14 protein-coding genes are annotated in these 17333 nt (G+C 34.6%); 8 read left to right on the top strand and 6 right to left on the bottom strand.

Going from position 1 to position 17333, the window contains the following annotated elements:
• Window positions 1-27 precede the first annotated feature (27 nt).
• The 7 genes from cmk to B0X80_RS14965 all read left to right on the top strand — a co-directional run bounded on the left by cmk (window position 28) and on the right by B0X80_RS14965 (window position 6540).
• Window positions 28-708 (top strand): (d)CMP kinase, encoded by a 681-nt coding sequence (cmk, locus tag B0X80_RS14935; protein WP_077341694.1) that lies wholly within the window; start codon window positions 28-30, stop codon window positions 706-708.
• A 110-nt stretch (window positions 709-818) separates the two neighbouring features.
• Window positions 819-2483: a 30S ribosomal protein S1 gene (gene rpsA / locus B0X80_RS14940; protein WP_077341695.1), complete on the top strand. Its 1665-nt coding sequence runs from the start codon at window positions 819-821 to the stop codon at window positions 2481-2483.
• Between the two features lie 87 nt (window positions 2484-2570).
• Window positions 2571-2858, top strand: a complete 288-nt coding sequence (gene ihfB, locus B0X80_RS14945) for an integration host factor subunit beta (protein ID WP_076419052.1) — start codon at window positions 2571-2573, stop codon at window positions 2856-2858.
• Window positions 2859-2962: 104 nt separating this feature from the next.
• The gene (locus tag B0X80_RS14950; RefSeq protein WP_139345330.1) at window positions 2963-3202 is read left to right on the top strand and encodes a lipopolysaccharide assembly protein LapA domain-containing protein; all 240 of its coding nucleotides are present in this window, start codon (window positions 2963-2965) and stop codon (window positions 3200-3202) included.
• 9 nt (window positions 3203-3211) lie between these two features.
• Window positions 3212-4378 carry a lipopolysaccharide assembly protein LapB gene (gene lapB, locus B0X80_RS14955; RefSeq protein ID WP_077341697.1) on the top strand — a complete coding sequence of 389 codons (1167 nt, stop codon included), beginning with the start codon at window positions 3212-3214 and terminating at the stop codon, window positions 4376-4378.
• Between the two features lie 182 nt (window positions 4379-4560).
• Window positions 4561-5256, top strand: a complete 696-nt coding sequence (gene pyrF / locus B0X80_RS14960; RefSeq protein WP_077341699.1) for an orotidine-5'-phosphate decarboxylase — start codon at window positions 4561-4563, stop codon at window positions 5254-5256.
• Between the two features lie 273 nt (window positions 5257-5529).
• Window positions 5530-6540 carry a zinc-binding dehydrogenase gene (locus tag B0X80_RS14965; protein ID WP_077341701.1) on the top strand — a complete coding sequence of 337 codons (1011 nt, stop codon included), beginning with the start codon at window positions 5530-5532 and terminating at the stop codon, window positions 6538-6540.
• 62 nt (window positions 6541-6602) lie between these two features.
• Here B0X80_RS14965 and B0X80_RS14970 read toward each other — a convergent pair whose 3' ends face one another.
• From B0X80_RS14970 to B0X80_RS14995, 6 genes are all read right to left on the bottom strand, one after another.
• Complete coding sequence (locus tag B0X80_RS14970; protein WP_077341703.1) at window positions 6603-7583, bottom strand: YeiH family protein; 981 nt, start codon at window positions 7581-7583, stop codon at window positions 6603-6605.
• 13 nt (window positions 7584-7596) lie between these two features.
• Window positions 7597-10167, bottom strand: a complete 2571-nt coding sequence (locus B0X80_RS14975; protein WP_077341705.1) for an EAL domain-containing protein — start codon at window positions 10165-10167, stop codon at window positions 7597-7599.
• 188 nt (window positions 10168-10355) lie between these two features.
• Window positions 10356-11729: an alpha/beta hydrolase family protein gene (locus tag B0X80_RS14980; RefSeq protein WP_077341707.1), complete on the bottom strand. Its 1374-nt coding sequence runs from the start codon at window positions 11727-11729 to the stop codon at window positions 10356-10358.
• A gap of 47 nt (window positions 11730-11776) precedes the next feature.
• Complete coding sequence (locus B0X80_RS14985; protein ID WP_077341709.1) at window positions 11777-12760, bottom strand: Gfo/Idh/MocA family protein; 984 nt, start codon at window positions 12758-12760, stop codon at window positions 11777-11779.
• A gap of 274 nt (window positions 12761-13034) precedes the next feature.
• Complete coding sequence (gene glpD / locus B0X80_RS14990; RefSeq protein ID WP_077341711.1) at window positions 13035-14537, bottom strand: glycerol-3-phosphate dehydrogenase; 1503 nt, start codon at window positions 14535-14537, stop codon at window positions 13035-13037.
• 199 nt (window positions 14538-14736) lie between these two features.
• On the bottom strand, window positions 14737-15495 hold the full coding sequence (locus B0X80_RS14995; RefSeq protein WP_076419042.1) for a DeoR/GlpR family transcriptional regulator: 759 nt from the start codon (window positions 15493-15495) through the stop codon (window positions 14737-14739).
• A 234-nt stretch (window positions 15496-15729) separates the two neighbouring features.
• Between B0X80_RS14995 and glpK the strand changes: the two genes are divergently transcribed.
• Entirely contained in the window at window positions 15730-17208 is a 1479-nt protein-coding gene (glpK, locus tag B0X80_RS15000; RefSeq protein WP_077341713.1) for a glycerol kinase GlpK, read from the top strand.
• Window positions 17209-17333 lie beyond the last annotated feature (125 nt).

Raw genomic sequence — 17333 nt, forward strand, 5'->3', positions numbered from 1 at the left:
CGATTTTCTACATTAGGAGAAAGATGTATGCAGCAAAACGTTCCAGTAATCACTATTGACGGACCTAGTGGAGCTGGTAAAGGCACTGTAGCTCGTATAGTTGCAGAAAAGCTTGGATGGCATTTACTTGATAGTGGTGCAATTTACCGCGTTTTGGCTTTAGCGACTCATTATCATCAAGTTGATGTGACTGAAGAAGAGCCACTGATCCCTATGGCAGCACATTTAGATGTTCAATTTGAAATCAGTAGTGATGGTGATAGTAAAATCATTCTTGAAGGAGAAGATGTTACTGATACTATTCGCACTGAAGAAATAGGTAAATTAGCCTCCCAAGTTGCGGCTTTTCCTAGAGTAAGGGAAGCCTTATTAAGAAGACAACGTGCATTTAAAGTTTCACCTGGTCTTGTTGCTGACGGAAGAGATATGGGAACAATTGTTTTTTCTGATGCTCCCATTAAAGTGTTTTTAACTGCTAGCGCTGAAGAAAGAGCGCAACGTCGATTTAAACAGTTGAAAGAAAAGGGGCTTGATGTTAAAATCGGGCGCCTTTTGGATGACATACGTCAGCGAGATGAGCGAGATCAGAATAGAGATGTCGCGCCATTAATTGCAGCTGAAGGGGCGTTAGTTATTGATTCTACGGATGTTTCTGTCGATGATGTTGTTGAAAGAATACTATCTTTTTCATCAGAAATACTAGCATAACTTAAGAAAATATTATTTGAAGCCTAACTGTACGGATACGCTAGGCATTATTAACAACCCCATGAAACATGTATGTTGATTGGATTATAAGCTGAGTTCATAAAAACATTATGACTGAAAATTTTGCACAACTTTTTGAAGAAAGTTTAAAAGAAATCGAAACACGTCCTGGTTCAATCATTAAAGGGACTGTAGTAGCAATCAACAAAGACAACGTTTTAGTTGATGCTGGATTAAAATCTGAAAGCGTTATCTCAATCGACCAATTCAAAAACACTTCTGGTGAGCTTGAAATTAGTGTTGGTGATGAGATCGACGTAGCTTTAGATGCTACTGATGATGGTTTCGGTGAAACAATTCTTTCTCGTGAAAAAGCAAAACGTCACGAAGCATGGCAAGTGCTTGAAAAAGCATATGAAGAAAAAGAAACTGTTATCGGTGTTATCAACGGTAAAGTTAAAGGTGGTTTCACAGTTGAAGTTAGCAATATTCGTGCTTTCTTACCTGGTTCATTAGTAGATGTTCGCCCAATTCGCGACACTGCTCACCTTGAAGGTAAAGATTTAGAATTCAAAGTTATTAAGCTTGATCAAAAGCGTAATAACGTTGTTGTATCTCGTCGTGCTGTTATTGAATCTGAAAGTAGTGTTGAACGTGATGCATTGTTAGAGTCATTAGCTGAAGGCTTAGAAGTTAAAGGTATCGTTAAAAACCTTACTGACTACGGTGCATTCGTAGATTTAGGCGGCATTGATGGTTTACTACACATTACAGATATGGCTTGGAAACGTGTTAAGCACCCTGGCGAAATCGTAAATGTTGGTGACGAAATTCAAGTTAAAGTACTTAAATTTGACCGTGAACGTACACGTGTTTCATTAGGTATGAAGCAGTTAGGCGAAGATCCATGGGTAGCTATTGCTAAGCGTTACCCTGAAGGTGCTAAACTTTCTGGTCGCGTAACTAACTTAACTGATTACGGTTGTTTTGTTGAAATTCAAGAAGGCGTTGAAGGTTTAGTTCACGTTTCTGAAATGGATTGGACTAACAAAAACATCCACCCATCTAAAGTTGTTAACTTAGGTGATACTGTTGAAGTAATGGTATTAGAAATTGACGAAGAACGTCGTCGTATTTCTCTTGGTCTTAAGCAATGTATCCCGAACCCATGGGAAGAATTTGCTAAGAACTTCAACAAAGGTGATAAAGTATCAGGTAAGATCAAGTCAATTACCGATTTCGGTATCTTTATTGGTCTTGACGGCGGAATTGATGGTTTAGTTCACTTATCTGATATTTCATGGGCTGGCGGTGAAGAGGCTGTTCGTGAATATAAGAAAGGCGATGAAATCTCAGCTGTTGTTTTACAAGTAGACCCTGAGCGTGAGCGTATTTCTTTAGGCGTTAAGCAAACTGAAGACGATCCGTTTAACCAGTATCTGACAGACACCAAAAAAGGTGCTATTGTTAATGGTAAGGTTGTTGAAGTAGACGCTAAAGGCGCTAAAATTGAATTAGCTGAAGGTGTTGAAGGTTATTTACGTGTTGCTGATATTTCACGTGAACGTATTGAAGACGCTACAACTGAATTATCTGTAGGCGATAGTGTTGAAACTAAGTTTGTTGGTGTAGATCGTAAGAACCGCACAATCAGCTTATCAATCAAAGCTAAAGACCAAGCAGATGAGCGTGAAGCAATGGATTCTTTAAACCAAGCTGAAGAAGATTCTGGTTTAAGTGCTATGGCTGAAGCGTTCAAGAACGCTAAAGTTTAATAGCTAACTAAGTAATAAAGGGAAGTGAAAGCTTTCCTTTATTTTGAATCCATTTACGCGTAAGTTAAATCATCACTGGAGGTTTAAATGACCAAATCTGAACTGATTGAAAAATTAACTGATAAGTTAAGCCACTTGTCTGCTAAAGATGTAGAACAATCAATTAAAGAAATTCTTGAAATGATGGCGCAAACTCTCTCTAAGGGCGACCGCATTGAAATTAGAGGTTTCGGTAGTTTTTCACTACATTATCGTGCTCCGCGTATTGGACGTAACCCTAAAACAGGTCAATCTGTAGAGCTTGAGGGGAAATATGTACCTCACTTTAAGCCTGGGAAAGAGTTACGTGAAAGAGTAAATCTTTCGATTGCTTAAGTAGTTATAAGAGTTTATTAAGCTCTATGCTTTCAAATGAAATGGCATGCTATATAGCGTGCCATTTTTTTATATTTCACTTTATTAAAATATAAGAGTTTATTGTGCGTTTATATTTAACGATTATTTTATTTCTTATTTTTTTGGCTATAGCTTTCGTATTTGGTAGCCAAAATGACCAAATGCTGTCACTTAACTATTTAATCGCAAGAGTCGACATTTCGGTTGCTGCAACAGTGAGTCTTTTTACTATTATTGGTTTCATTCTAGGTTTATTATTTTGCTTATTATGGAAATTAATCAATGTAGTTTCTCCTCGAAAATCATCAAAAAATAATTCTTAGGACTTTTATATGGAATGGCTTTTTTTATTGTTACCTGTAGCTGTAGCATATGGTTGGTTTATGAGGGGTAATAGCCTCAAACAAAATGTTTACACTGAAAAAGAAGAATTATCAAAAAAGTATTCTACGGGTCTAAATTACCTATTTTCAAATCAACAAGACAAAGCTATAGATTACTTACTTGAAGCACTCAAAGTTGAAGACGATTCGGTTGAAGCTCACTTTGCAATGGCTAATTTATTTAGAAAGCGAGGTGAACTTGACCGTGCGTTAAAAGTGCATGAGCACTTGGTTAAGCAAAAGCATCTTCCTACTAATGCTCAACAACAAGCTGTTTTTGAATTAGGTAAAGATTTTTTAAGTGCTGGTTTATATGATCGCGCTGAGAATATGTTTAATCAATTGTTAAAATCTAAAGTTTACGGGCTGAAGTCTTTAAGTTTTTTAATGCAGATTTATCAGTCAACAAAAGACTGGGATCAAGGTATTAAGTTAAAAAAATCTATCCTTAAAACTAAAGATAAAAAGCTTAAACATAATTTAGCAAATTTTTACTGTGAATTAGCAACTACGGCCTTAAAAAAAGATGAGTTTATTGAGGTTATAGAATTATTAGAAAATGCTTTAGCTTTAGATCCTGATTCATGTCGTGCTAATTGGTTGATGGCTAAAATATATGAAAATCATCAACAATACGATGAAGCTAGCCAATGTTATCGTGATATTTATAAACAGGACAAAGAGTTTTTTCCTGATGTTATAGATAAAATGCAACATTGTTATAGTGAACTGGGTGAAGAAGAAGAGTTTTATAAATTTATAAAGCAAGTTTATGAAGAAACAGGTAGCTCAAGTGCTTTGATCACTTATCTTCAACATCTTGAAAAAACATACACATTAAACAAAGCAAAAGAATTTATTTTACTTGCTTTAAAAAGAAGACCTACTATTCGTGGCTTTAAACACTTTGTTAAAATGCAAATGACAGAGTCAGAGCAAGAAAGTGCTACCGAACACTTAGATGTTATTAAAGAACTCATCTCTGAATATTTAAAGCTTAAACATAGATATAGCTGCAGGACGTGTGGTTTCAATAGTAGTACACATTATTGGTCTTGTCCTTCATGTCATGACTGGGAACAACTTAAACCAGTTAGAGGCCTCGAAGGCGAATAATTACTCCTTTTCTGTGTTTTAAAGTTCAATAGCTGCATCGAAAGCACTCATTGACTAACGTCAACTCCGTGCTTTCTCTTTGCTCTAGAACTTTAATACTTTGAAAAGTGTAATTATGATTTTTATATTTTTTGAATGTACGCTCGATTAAAGAATTAAAGAATTAAAGAATAGGGAACTCCATGTTAGATCCAAAAGTTGTTGTTGCATTAGATTTCGATAAAAAAGCAGATGCTTTATCATTCGTTGATAAAGTACAGCCAAGTGATTGTCGTCTAAAAGTCGGCAAAGAGATGTTTACTTATTTCGGCCCTGAATTTGTTAAATTATTAACAGGTAAAGGTTTTGATGTTTTTTTAGACTTAAAATTTCATGATATTCCTAATACCGTAGCAAAGGCAGTTAGTGCTTCTGCTGATTTAGGCGTGTGGATGGTAAATGTTCATGCCAGTGGTGGTACAAAAATGATGGTGGCGGCTAAAGATGCATTAGCTTCGTACAAGCAAGATGCGCCATTATTGATTGGTGTTACGGTGTTAACTAGCATGGGGCAAGATGATTTATTAGGTTTAGGTATAACTAAAACACCAGCAGAACAAGTGATGGCATTAGCTACGTTAGCTAATCAAAGTGGTTTAGACGGTGTCGTATGCTCTGCCTGGGAAGCTGAAGCATTAAAGCAATCTCAAGGTAAGGAGTTTAAACTAGTTACACCTGGGATTAGACCAGTTGGTTCTTCTGCAGATGATCAAAAAAGGATTATGACGCCAAGAGAAGCAATTGATGTCGGAGTTGATTACTTAGTTATTGGCCGTCCAATAACAAAAGCAAGTGATCCTCATAGTGTTTTGCAAAGTATTAATGCTTCGCTTATCTAATTTACCTCTCCAATATTACATACCATTTGTTATCCACATAATAATATTTTTAGGCCAACATGCTCGAGTGTTGGCCTAGATTTAAATATAATCTTTTCTGTTTTCATTCAAACATCTTATATTTTTATATTCATTAAAAACTAAAAAGAGCTATCTCTGACTTTTATCATTTCGATAGTTGTGTCTGAACTGCTATTTTATATTAATCATCCATGATTTTTTATAAAAATTAATACTTTAAAAATCAGCTTATAACATTTAAAAATATAAATTATGATTAAAAATGAAAAAGTAGTAGTTCATCGTTGTGCCCGTGGTTATAAAGCTGCAACTCATGTTGTATCTGAAGCTATAACTAAACCGGGAAAAGGAGAAATTAGGATACGAAATCATTTCGCTGGTGTTAATGGTTTATTTGATCAAATGGCTATGCAAGGTCGTGTTGGATACATTCCTTTGTCAGCCCCTTTTGATTTAGGCGTTGAGGCTGTTGGTATTATTGAAGCCATAGGTGAAGATGTATCTCTGAATATAGGGGATGCGGTTGCTACAACGAATTTAGGTGGTGCTTATCGACACCGTCAAATTATAGATGCTACTAAGGTTTATCTAATACCAAAAGCTATACCTGAATATCTTGCTATTGTTCCTACTGGAATTTCTGCACTTGTTGCATTGGAGCAAGTGGCTGAACTCAAGCAAGGTGAGCTCGTCGTTATTTCTGCGGCAGCAGGGGGACTTGGTCATATTTGGGTGCAATTAGCCGTTAATATGGGTTGCCGAGTTATTGGTATTGCTGGTGGAGATGATAAGTGTGCTTTTGTTGAGTCGTTAGGTGCTGAACGCTGTATTAATTATAAAGTTGAAAACATTAAAGAAGTATTAAGCTCTTTATATAAAGACGTTATTAATGTAGCTGTAGATACTGTTGGTGGTGTTATTTTTGATGCGATGGTTGATAATATTGCACCACTTGGACGAGTCGTAGTTTCGGGTTATGCATCTGAAATTGTAGATGGCGCAAAACCGGTCTTACACCCTCGTATTTATAGTAAACTTTATTGGAAAGGGGCATCCGTACGAGGTTTTATGAATGCCTTGTTGGCGGAGTATCATCGTGATGCAGCAGAACGATTATTTGCTATGATGACTGAAGGTAAGCTAAGTGTGGCAATTGATGAAACTTCATTTAAAGGTTTAGAAGCTTTACCTAGAGCAGCAGAACATATGATGAAAGGTCTCAATATAGGTAAAACTGTTTTAGATCTTCGTGAAGCTCAATAGATTATTAATTATAATAGTCTATTGAGCATGGATTAATTAGGTTGGCTAATCCATGCTTACCATTAAATAATCCAAATTGCCGCTAATATAAATGCTGCAATCCAAATTGTTTCAACGAGCATTAATACGATAGGTTTAAAGCCTACACATTTAAGTTTTGAAAAGTTCGACTTCATACCTATAGCGGCTATTGAAACAACTAAAGCAAAACGTGAAAAACTTGTAGCAGGCTCTAAAATAATTTCAGGTAAGGCAATAAAAGAATTAATGAACATTAGTATAATAAAAGCGATTAAAAAACCGGGTATCTTAGTTGCTTTTGTATTATTATTCTTTGTGTTTTTATTTAATTTAATAATAAATAACATAACAAGTACAACAGGCATTAAAAAGCTTACTCGTACTAGCTTTACAAGTGTTGACATATCCCCCGTTTCTTCAGAAATTGAATAACCAGCTCCTACAACTTGGGCAACATCATGGATAGTACCACCTAAGAAAAAACCAGAATCTATATCGTTTAGCCCTAAATAAGTCACTATAATAGGGTATACCACCATAGCAATTGTTGATAAAGATGTAACCGCAATGATAGTGACTAAGGTATCTCTTTCTTTGTCTTTATGCTCAGGTAGTATGGCTGTAATCGCCATTGCTGCAGAAGCGCCACAAATAGCAACTGAACCGCCTGTAAGTGCGCCAAAACTTTTACTTAATTTAAATTGTTTTGATAATATAACACCTAAACATATGGTACTTGCTATAGCGAGTATTAAAATGAAAACTGTTTCCCAACCTAATGAAATCAGGTCATTTAGAGCTATTCTTAAACCAAGTAAAGCTACACCAACTCTTAGAATAAAAGTCGCGGCGAATTCAATTCCTTTTCTACAGGGGGAGTCTTCGTAAAGAAAAGACATTGCTATGCCTAATAATAGCGCAAATAACATAGCTGGAGCACCGTAGTGCTCGCTTAAAAAAAGTGCGGCAAGTCCTGTAATCGTGGTAATGCTAATTCCAGGTAGTAAAGCTTTAACATCCATCGTTATACCTTATCTATTTTGATGCGGGAATAAATTCACCATAAAAATCTTCTGAAATTTTACCATTGACCTGTTCTGAGAGCCACTTTAAATACGTTTGTATAGGTAATGCTTCAGAGTAATAATATCCTTGACCAATGTCACACCCGAACGATGTTAATGTTGATTCGTCTTCTTTGGTTGTAATTCCTTCTGCAACAACTTCTAGGCCAACACCTTTTGCCATTTTTACCGTTGTTTCTGTAATAACTTTACGTTTGTTGTCGTGATGAATATTATCAATAAATTGTTTGTCTATTTTAAGTTCTTGAAAAGGAAGTTTGTCGAGATTGGCTAGTGAAGAATATCCTGTCCCAAAGTCATCAATACTTACAGTAATACCAAAATTTGTGAATTTTTCTATTACTTCTACCGCATGTTCATTTTTTGCAATATTAGCGGATTCGGTTATTTCAAAAATAATTTTGTCTGCAGGTATTGTAAAAAAATTTAATATATCAATTATTTCTCGATAAAAGTTTTTAGAGATAAGATCTATACCACTAATATTGATTGATACCATATGGTTTTTATATTCTTCCATAATTAAAGCGTGTTGTGTTAAGGACTGTTTAATTACCCAAAGTGTAATTTTATTAATCAGTCCCATATCTTCAGCAACAGGAATAAATATAGCGGGAGAAATATAGCCTTGAGTAGGATGTTTCCAGCGGATCAAACATTCGCTACCACAAACCTTACTGGTTTTAAGATCAATTTGAGGTTGATGGTACATTTCAAATTGATTATTTTGCAATGCCAGTTGAATGTCGGATGCTAATTCTAATAAAAATGTTGACTTATCAGGTGTGTGTGTTTGATAAAAAGCCCATTTTTCAAGAGTTGTTTCTGCTTGTCGAATAGCGAGTACTGCATTTTTAACTAAGTCTTTACTAATTAACCCATGCTGAGGATAACGAGCTATACCAATGACACCGGTTAATGATAAATTTAAATCTTTAATTGTATAAGTTTTGCTAATAACATGCTGAATGGATTGTACAAAGTCATCAGGAGATGTGTCTAGCTCATCAATATTAACAATAAAACCTAAGCATTTTCCGTGGATATAACAGAGTTTTTCATTATTTAGTGTTAGTGGGATTACTGCACTATTATTTTTAAATATTTGACTTAAGCTATCATTTAAACGTTTAAATAAAGAAAAGACCGTTGAATCGTCTACATAATGCTTTATCTTCTCAATCTGTTCAGGTTGAACTACCACGACACAAAAGCCTTGCTTTGTTGAAAATGACTGACTTAAATGTTGAATTGTTTTTACTAAATTTAATTGTCTAGGTAAGCCTGATTGTGTGTGATGACTTAAATAATATAATTTATTTTGTTCATTTTTTCTCATTCTTTCAGCTAACGCTAATATAATGAAGCCTATTTGAGCCATTACGCCTAACATAAAAGCATTTTTGCTTAAAAACGATGGTGCTATATATCCTATTGATAACAAATGTTGGGTTCCTGAACCCATTATAAAAGGTAACCAGGAAATGTAATAAAACTTAGCCCAAGATGATTTTTTATGGCGGTTTTGTAAAACAATAAAGACGCAAAGTACACCTAGAAAAGATTGAATTGCTAAAGCAATATGAGTTTTATTGAAAGGTAGAAGATTACTTCCTAATACTAGCAATACAAAGCCTATCAAGTAAAAACATATATTCGCTTTATATTGTTTTTTATAAATCATATTATCTTGTAAAAAATATAAAGAAAAAATGATTAAACAAATGTTGAGTGAATACTTTAGGTCTGAAGTATGTTGGTTTAACCATAGTTGAGCATTGTTCGAAAATATAAAGTATCCATAAGTATTCATGGTCGAAAAAACGAGAAACGCTGAAAGCAAATACGCAAGGAAAGTAAAATACACTTTATCTTTTGTGGATAAGAAAAGAACCACATTGTATATAGACATAAGTAAAACAATACCAATAAAAGCGCCAAATATTGCAATAGAGTAGTGTATACGCTTGTTAAAGTGTTCAGCGTCAAATACTTTAACGGGTGATATTTTTCCTGCTGTTTTAAGTTGTAGTAAGAATGTTGTGGATTCTTCAGGTTTAATCGTAAAAATAATATGAGGGAATACTTGTTGGAAAACGGAATGATTTCTTGTGATTTTGGTGATTTTATCTATATCTACTGCAATTTGATAACTTGATATTATTTCCTCAGGAAGAGCATCAATTTTTAAAACACGTGTTAATACTTCTGTCGTTGTATTTTTAACCTTAACCTTTAACCAATAAAAAGTTTCACCTTGATTATTTAACTCAATGATTTCTTTTTTTTGAAATAAATGTTGATGGTTAAGTACATAGTTTACATCTATTTGTTTTTTTTGATTGAGTAGATAAAGAGATTTAACAGGTATTTTAGCAAGCTGTATGTTGGATAAATGATCTAACTTCCATAAATTTTGCCCTAAAAACCAAACTATAAGCACTATCGAAGAAATAAAGAAAAATAAAAAAAACGTTTTTAACGTTCGACAGAGTTGGTCTAAAAAAGAAATTATACGCATGAAAGAGCAAACCTAAATACTAAGAAGTTATTTGATATACCTTCCTTAGTATTTATATTATAAGCGTAATATTAACTTTTTAAGTGGATTATTGCACGGTGAATCAGTATTTTATCGAATATATATCTAAGCTACTACAAAAAGCATTAAAGTAAGCAGCTTAGATATAAGTTTAGTCAGGGGAACACTTAGTTACTTAGCCATTGCATACCTGTTGCAAATCTATTTTCAAATCCTTTCCAAGGTGCTGGAACCTTATCGTTAATTGGTTTTTGGTTAGAACTTCCAGGTAAATTGAGATATTCACATTTATCTGTTTTTTGTTTTACGTGGCAATCCATTAAAGCTAAAGCAAAATGTTTATTAATATTATTTAACTTAATGGTACTCCAGCTTCCTTCTATATAGTGCCCCATATCAATGCTGTTTGCATAAGAGGCTAAGGGAGCAGGGTGAGGTGCTATATTATGTCGAGCATTTTCATAGGTGAGTAAGTATTTATTTTTTGAACCTGTTTGTTTATATAAATCTTTAATACTGTTGTAATCAGAAATATCATCTAAATCACCAGATAAATACATGATCGGCGTTTTAATTGATTTGACGCTTTCCGGGTTGAACAAACCATGTTGACTTCCCCAAGGGGCAAAAGCCATTGCTGCTTTCCATTTACTACTCACAACGGCATTAGCATATTGCCCTCCAGCACAGCTATTAAGTACAGGAATTATTTTTTTTATTTGTTCAGGATCTTTTATTCCTGTGAACATAGCGGCTGTTTTTTCATTAAAATTATAACACCCACCTATGGTATTCACTGCGCCGTATCCCCCCATAGAATACCCAATTACCCCAACGTTTTCTGTATCAATAACGTTAGATAGAAAGTTATCATTTGTGGTGAAATAGTTGGACGTAAATTGTTGATCACGTGAGCGATTAAGTAATGTACTTACAAATCCTTTCCATGGTGCATTTTTTACATCTATTTCGGCTGTTGTTGAGTCTGTATGGTCAATTGATGCAACAATATAACCATGAGATGCCAAATGTTCACCAAGATAAAACATTAATGTTCTATAGCCTGTATAACCATGAGATAAAACAATAAGAGGATATTTTTCGTCTTTAGCTAGATGTACTTCAACATCGCGGTAAGCATTGGCTTTAATTGAAAATGGTAGCCCTAATTTTGTTTGGTTTTGGTAAATTGTTTTAGTTGTATTCTTTATTAGTGATTTATCCGTTGGATACCAAACTTCTATTTTTAGCTGTCTGTCTTTAAGTGTTTGGCTAATAGGATCTAATTGTTTAGGATTTACAATACTAAGCGTTTTAACACCAACAATATAATCACCTTTAGCTGATAGTTCAGGGGCAATACTTACTTTTACCTGAGGGTAAAGCTGTTCAGCGCTATCGTAACTATCTGTATCGAAGGTTTTTTTTGATAACACCTTGTTATTTTGAATCTCATTTTTAACTAAACTTTGGCTACATCCTGCAATCATTAAACTGGCAGATAATAGGCTTAAACTTAGCAGTACATTTTTAATGAACATGAGTTTTCCTTAATTGATTAGATAAAGTGAATTTGAGTTAAGTAACATTAATCTTCTTTGTAAACTAGATTCCATTGCTTTCTTAGTGTGTCCATAGTTTCTATTATCGCGAGTGATTCAGAAAGAGGGAGTACGGGGCTTTGTGTTAAGTTAGATGATATACATTTATTTGCATGTTCAATTTCATAAACAAAATTTTCCTCTTCTGCGCGAGGAAAGTTAATAACCCGCGTAGTTTGCTCAGGAAGGTGAATATGTATTTCTCGTGCACCTAAAAATTCAGGAACTCGAATATAACCTTTAGAGCCACAAATAATCGCTTCAGTGGGAGAGTGATCTTTTATCGAGGAAGAAAGCACGGCCCGTTGACCTTTCTCATATTCAAATAAATAAAATGAGCTTTCATCTATACCTGTTTCCCCTATAACCGCCGAGCTTTTTATATGAGTAGGGTGTTTACCAAACACAAGGTTAGCAAAAGTTATAGGATATATACCTAGATCGAGTAAAGCTCCTCCTGCTAACTCCTTATTCATCAAACGGTGAGACGGACCAAAATTTCCAGTGATACTAAAATGAGCTTTTAGCGTATCTATTTCGCCAATAATTCCTTCTGTTATTAGGGATTGTAGTTTTTCAATAGCAGGTAAAAATCGTGTCCAAACGGCCTCCATTAAAAATAAACTTTTAGCTTCAGCAAGAGACATCAGTTCAAGTAATTGCTTAGCATTAATCGTGATAGGTTTTTCGCATAACACATGTTTATTATGGGCAATACACAGCTTAGCGTTTTCATAATGAAAATTATGAGGCGTTGCAATGTAAACAGCATCAATGTTTTTATCATTTACTAAGTCGTCATAGTTGGTATAAAACTTATCAACCTTATACTTTTTTGCAAATGACTCAGCTTTATTGGGAGTGTTAGACGCTACAGCACATAAAGTTCCTGAATTTATTTTTCCTAAACTTTGTGCAAATTGATGGGCTATGTTACCGCAGCCTATTAGTCCCCATTTTATTTGACGCATTTTTATTCCTTGCTGAAAATTTTAAAGATATATTCTAGAATAACGATTTAATAGGATTTTGTATAATGATACCAACCTCAATAATCAATTGATCGCTTCCATGGTTTTAAAGTCAGTTAACTTAATTAAGCAAACGGGCATGCAACACATTAACTTAAAATAAAGAAAGCAATGTTTCAGTTTTGTTAAAGGGTTAAAAAAACGCTTTAACTTAAGAATTATCGTAATGACAGTTCTTTAATTAAAGCGTGTAGAGTGTCTAAATAACGCGGTATTACGCTGAACGCGCAATAACTGTAGGATGATTTTCTATATACGTACTCAAATTTTCTATTTCTTCAGCACTTAAATACAAACCACGCTTGGTACGTCTCCAAATAACATCTTCAACAGTTAACGCCCATTCGTTATCTATTAAATAGTCTATTTCTTTAGCATATAAATCTTTGCCAAAACATTTACCTAAAGCGGTTTCGTTTTCAGCGCCTTCTAAAAGCTTATGCGTGTATGAACCGTAACTTCTAACATAGCGAACGATTAACGAACTAGTTAACCATGGATACTTACTTTTAAGTTCGGCTTGAAGGCTTGTTTTATTATCAAAATTGCCACCAGGCAAGGCTTTAAACTTTGTCCAAGCTGGTCCTATGTTAGGGAAATATTGAGATACTTTATTTATAGCCGCTTCAGATAGCTTTCTATAAGTAGTAATTTTTCCACCAAATATAGATAAAATAGGTGTATGCTTATTATCGTCACTTAATTCTAAAGTGTAATCTCTAGTAACAGCTTGAGCGGAATCAGATTCATCATCTAACAGAGGTCTAACACCAGAGTAAGTTGTCACTATATCTTCACGAGATATCTTCTTATTGAAATACTCGTTAGTAATATTGACCAAATAATTTATTTCATCATCAGATATTTTTACATCACTCGGATTACCCTTATGTTCGATGTCGGTCGTACCAATTAATGAAAACTCTTCTTCAAAAGGTATTACAAATACGATGCGTTGATCTGAGTTTTGTAACATATAAGCTTGTTTTTCATCATGAATTCGAGGAACAACAATATGGCTCCCTTTAACTAAGCGAACATTTTGTGGTGATTTTATTGGTAGGGCGTCATCAAACAATTTAGCTACCCACGGACCAGACGCATTAACAATCGCTTTGGTTTTAACTTGGGTTTCTTTTCCGGTCAATACATCTTTAAGAGTTACAACCCAAAGCTCGTTATCTCTAGTGGCATTGATACATTTAGTTCGTGTCAGAATAGTGGCATTGTTTTCTTTAGCTGAAAGTGCATTAAGTACCACTAATCGAGCATCATCTACCCAGCCATCAGAATACTCAAAGCCTTTTTTTATGGAAGGTACAAGTACACTGTCTTCAGCAAACTTTATGCCTCTAGAAGAAGGTAAAGTAACGCGTTTGGCAAGATTGTCATATAAAAATAAGCCAGCTCTGATCATCCATGAAGGCCTCAGATGGCGTTGATGAGGTAGTCTAAAGACTAAAGGTTTAATAATATGAGGAGCATTCTTTATTAGCACTTCGCGTTCTGCTAATGCTTCTTTTACTAATCTAAATTCGTAATGTTCTAAATAACGTAAACCACCATGTATTAATTTACTGCTATTTGATGAAGTGGCTGAAGCTAAATCATTTTGCTCACATAATAGAACATTAAGACCTCTACCAGCCGCATCTGCTGCAGTGCCTGTTCCGTTAATACCACCGCCAATTACAACGATATCAAACGTATCACTCATTTAGATTACTCACTTATTAACAATTTCTTACTATTTAATTCGAATCTCGAATTTTCGTTATGGAGTATAATAGTGTTCGTTTATGTTCATATGCAAGTAAAAATGAAAATTAAATGAAAAAAAATAAATTTTAGATATAAAAAAATGCAGATAAACTGCATTTTTTTATAGGGGATTTATTACTTTATATCGTTATTACTTAAATAACATGAGTTATTACGTTATGAGTTTCCAATAACTCGGTTAATTCTCCAGGGGGGACTTCATCAGTAAATAAATGATCTATTTGAGATATACTTCCTTGCTTAACCATGGCATTTCTACCAAATTTAGAATGGTCTGTTGCTAAAATAACGGTAGTCGAGTTTTCAATAATAGCTTGTGCAACCTTTACTTCTCTGAAATCAAAATCGAGTAAGGAACCATCAGCACTGATACCGCTAATACCAATAATACCGAAGTCCATGTGAAATTGGCTGATAAAATCACAGGTGGCTTCACCTATTATGCCTCCGTCTTTATGGCGCACCTCACCGGCAGCAATAATAACGGTAAAGTCTTCTTTTACCGACAATATAGTGGCGACATGAATATTGTTTGTAACTATGTTGAGGTTGGAATGGTTCAGGAGCTCTTTAGCTATCGTTTCTGTTGTGGTTCCTATATTAATAAATATTGAAGCACCATTAGGAATAAGGCTGGCTACTTGTTTGGCTATTTGTTCTTTTGCATCTAAATTCATTATCTTACGGGATTGATATGAAGCATTAGCACTACTTGAAGTCGCTTCGGCACCACCATGATGTCTGATCAAAGCACCTTCTTCAGCAAGCTTATTTAAATCCCTTCTGATCGTTTGTGGGGTAACATTAAAATGTTGTACAAGAGTATCTATGTTCACAAAACCATTTTTGTGAACAAACTCAACCAACTCTGTTTGTCGTTGATTTAAACTCATGAATAATAACCTTCCATTTATTATAGCTAAAAATTATTGGCAATAACTTACGCGCTTTTGATTTTTATACACTATATTTACTTAAACTAATTAATTATCTCACATAAATCTCTGTAATCCAAAATTCGAAAATAAACAAAAATGTTCGTAATTGAAAATAAATGTTGATTTAATTGTTTGTTATGTGCATTATCGAATCAAGAGATTAGTACTATTGGAATAATAATTATCACAATGTCCAAATATATTTTATCTATAGATCAAGGCACAACAAGCTCAAGAGCAATATTGTTCACTGAAAAGGGGTTGGTTTTTGCAGTGGCTCAAGCTGAGTTTCAACAGCATTTCCCTCAAGATGGTTGGGTAGAGCATAACCCTAACGACATATGGGAAAGTGTTGTAGATGTTTGTAAACGCGTTTTAAAAGACAACGATGTATCTGCGAGTCAAATTATTGCTATCGGTGTTACAAACCAGCGTGAAACAACATTAGTTTGGGATAGAAAAACAGGAAAAACGCTCTATAACGCTATTGTTTGGCAGGATAGAAGAACTGCTGACTACTGCGAATCTATTACAACAGAACAAACATCTGAATTAATTAATAGCAGAACAGGTTTGTTATTAGATCCTTATTTTTCAGCGACAAAAATAAAATGGATTCTTGATAATGTTGAAGGTGCTAGAGAGCAAGCCAATAAAGGCGACTTAGCTTTTGGTACGGTTGACAGTTTCATTTTATGGCATTTAACCCAAGGTGAAGTGCATAGAACTGATGCAACTAATGCTTCGCGTACTATGATTTTCAATATTCATACCCAAGAGTGGGATGAAGAGCTTCTTTCACTTTTCGATATACCACATTCAATGTTACCTGAAGTTATGGATTCATCTTGTGAATTCGGTATTTGCGCACCTGATATATTAGGTGCGCCTATTCCTATCTTAGGCGTAGCAGGTGATCAGCAAGCCGCTTTATTTGGTCAAGCATGTTTTAAAGAAGGTATGGCTAAAAGTACTTATGGTACAGGCTGTTTCTTAATGCTTAACACAGGCGATAAAGCCTTAAAGTCGAAAAATAAATTACTGACAACCGTTGCCTATCGTTTAAACGGTAAACCAACCTATGCTATTGAAGGTAGTATCTTTATGGCAGGAGCAACGATTCAATGGATACGTGACGGACTTAAACTGATTGAGTGTGCAAGTGAGACAGAAAGCATTGTTGAAGGTATGCCTTTTGATCATGGCGTTATGCTAGTACCGGCGTTTACAGGGTTAGGTGCACCGTATTGGGATCCTAATGCTCGTGGTGCTATTTTAGGATTAACACGTGATTCAGGCATCAAAGAAATTGTTACTGCAGGTTTACAGTCGGTTTGCTACCAAACAAAAGATCTGCAAAAAGCCATGGAAAATGATGGTTTACGCCCAACTAAATTAAGAGTTGATGGCGGTATGGTAGCTAATAATTGGGTGTTATCTTTTCTTTCAAACATCTTAGGGGCTGAAGTTGACCGTCCTCAAATTATCGAAACTACCGCTTTAGGCGTTGCCTATTTAGCCGGTTTACAGGCTGGTGTTTATTCTTCAATAGAGGAATTAGCTGATATGTGGCATTGCGATAGAAAATTTGAACCGAATATGCCAGCAGAGCAAAGAAATGAGCTATATAACCAATGGTTAGCGGCCATTAAAAAAGTACAAAGTTAATTTATTTTCGCATTATTTACTAGTGAGAATAAATTACAAAAAAATAAACTTGTATTAGCTCGGTTTAATACTCGCTAATACAATTTTATAAAAGATTAACTAATAATATAAGTTAACAACAAGCA

Source organism: Pseudocolwellia agarivorans (genome assembly GCF_002000085.1).
In the GTDB taxonomy this organism is placed as follows: domain Bacteria; phylum Pseudomonadota; class Gammaproteobacteria; order Enterobacterales; family Alteromonadaceae; genus Pseudocolwellia; species Pseudocolwellia agarivorans.

Excerpts from the sequence above, each read along its gene's own strand:
- cmk (WP_077341694.1), top strand. The coding sequence starts at position 28 with ATGCAGCAAAACGTTCCAGTAATCACTATTGACGGACCTAGTGGAGCT.
- rpsA (WP_077341695.1), top strand. The coding sequence starts at position 819 with ATGACTGAAAATTTTGCACAACTTTTTGAAGAAAGTTTAAAAGAAATC.
- ihfB (WP_076419052.1), top strand. The coding sequence starts at position 2,571 with ATGACCAAATCTGAACTGATTGAAAAATTAACTGATAAGTTAAGCCAC.
- lapB (WP_077341697.1), top strand. The coding sequence starts at position 3,212 with ATGGAATGGCTTTTTTTATTGTTACCTGTAGCTGTAGCATATGGTTGG.
- pyrF (WP_077341699.1), top strand. The coding sequence starts at position 4,561 with ATGTTAGATCCAAAAGTTGTTGTTGCATTAGATTTCGATAAAAAAGCA.
- B0X80_RS14965 (WP_077341701.1), top strand. The coding sequence starts at position 5,530 with ATGATTAAAAATGAAAAAGTAGTAGTTCATCGTTGTGCCCGTGGTTAT.
- B0X80_RS14970 (WP_077341703.1), bottom strand. The coding sequence starts at position 7,583 with ATGGATGTTAAAGCTTTACTACCTGGAATTAGCATTACCACGATTACA.
- B0X80_RS14975 (WP_077341705.1), bottom strand. The coding sequence starts at position 10,167 with ATGCGTATAATTTCTTTTTTAGACCAACTCTGTCGAACGTTAAAAACG.
- B0X80_RS14980 (WP_077341707.1), bottom strand. The coding sequence starts at position 11,729 with ATGTTCATTAAAAATGTACTGCTAAGTTTAAGCCTATTATCTGCCAGT.
- B0X80_RS14985 (WP_077341709.1), bottom strand. The coding sequence starts at position 12,760 with ATGCGTCAAATAAAATGGGGACTAATAGGCTGCGGTAACATAGCCCAT.
- glpD (WP_077341711.1), bottom strand. The coding sequence starts at position 14,537 with ATGAGTGATACGTTTGATATCGTTGTAATTGGCGGTGGTATTAACGGA.
- B0X80_RS14995 (WP_076419042.1), bottom strand. The coding sequence starts at position 15,495 with ATGAGTTTAAATCAACGACAAACAGAGTTGGTTGAGTTTGTTCACAAA.
- glpK (WP_077341713.1), top strand. The coding sequence starts at position 15,730 with ATGTCCAAATATATTTTATCTATAGATCAAGGCACAACAAGCTCAAGA.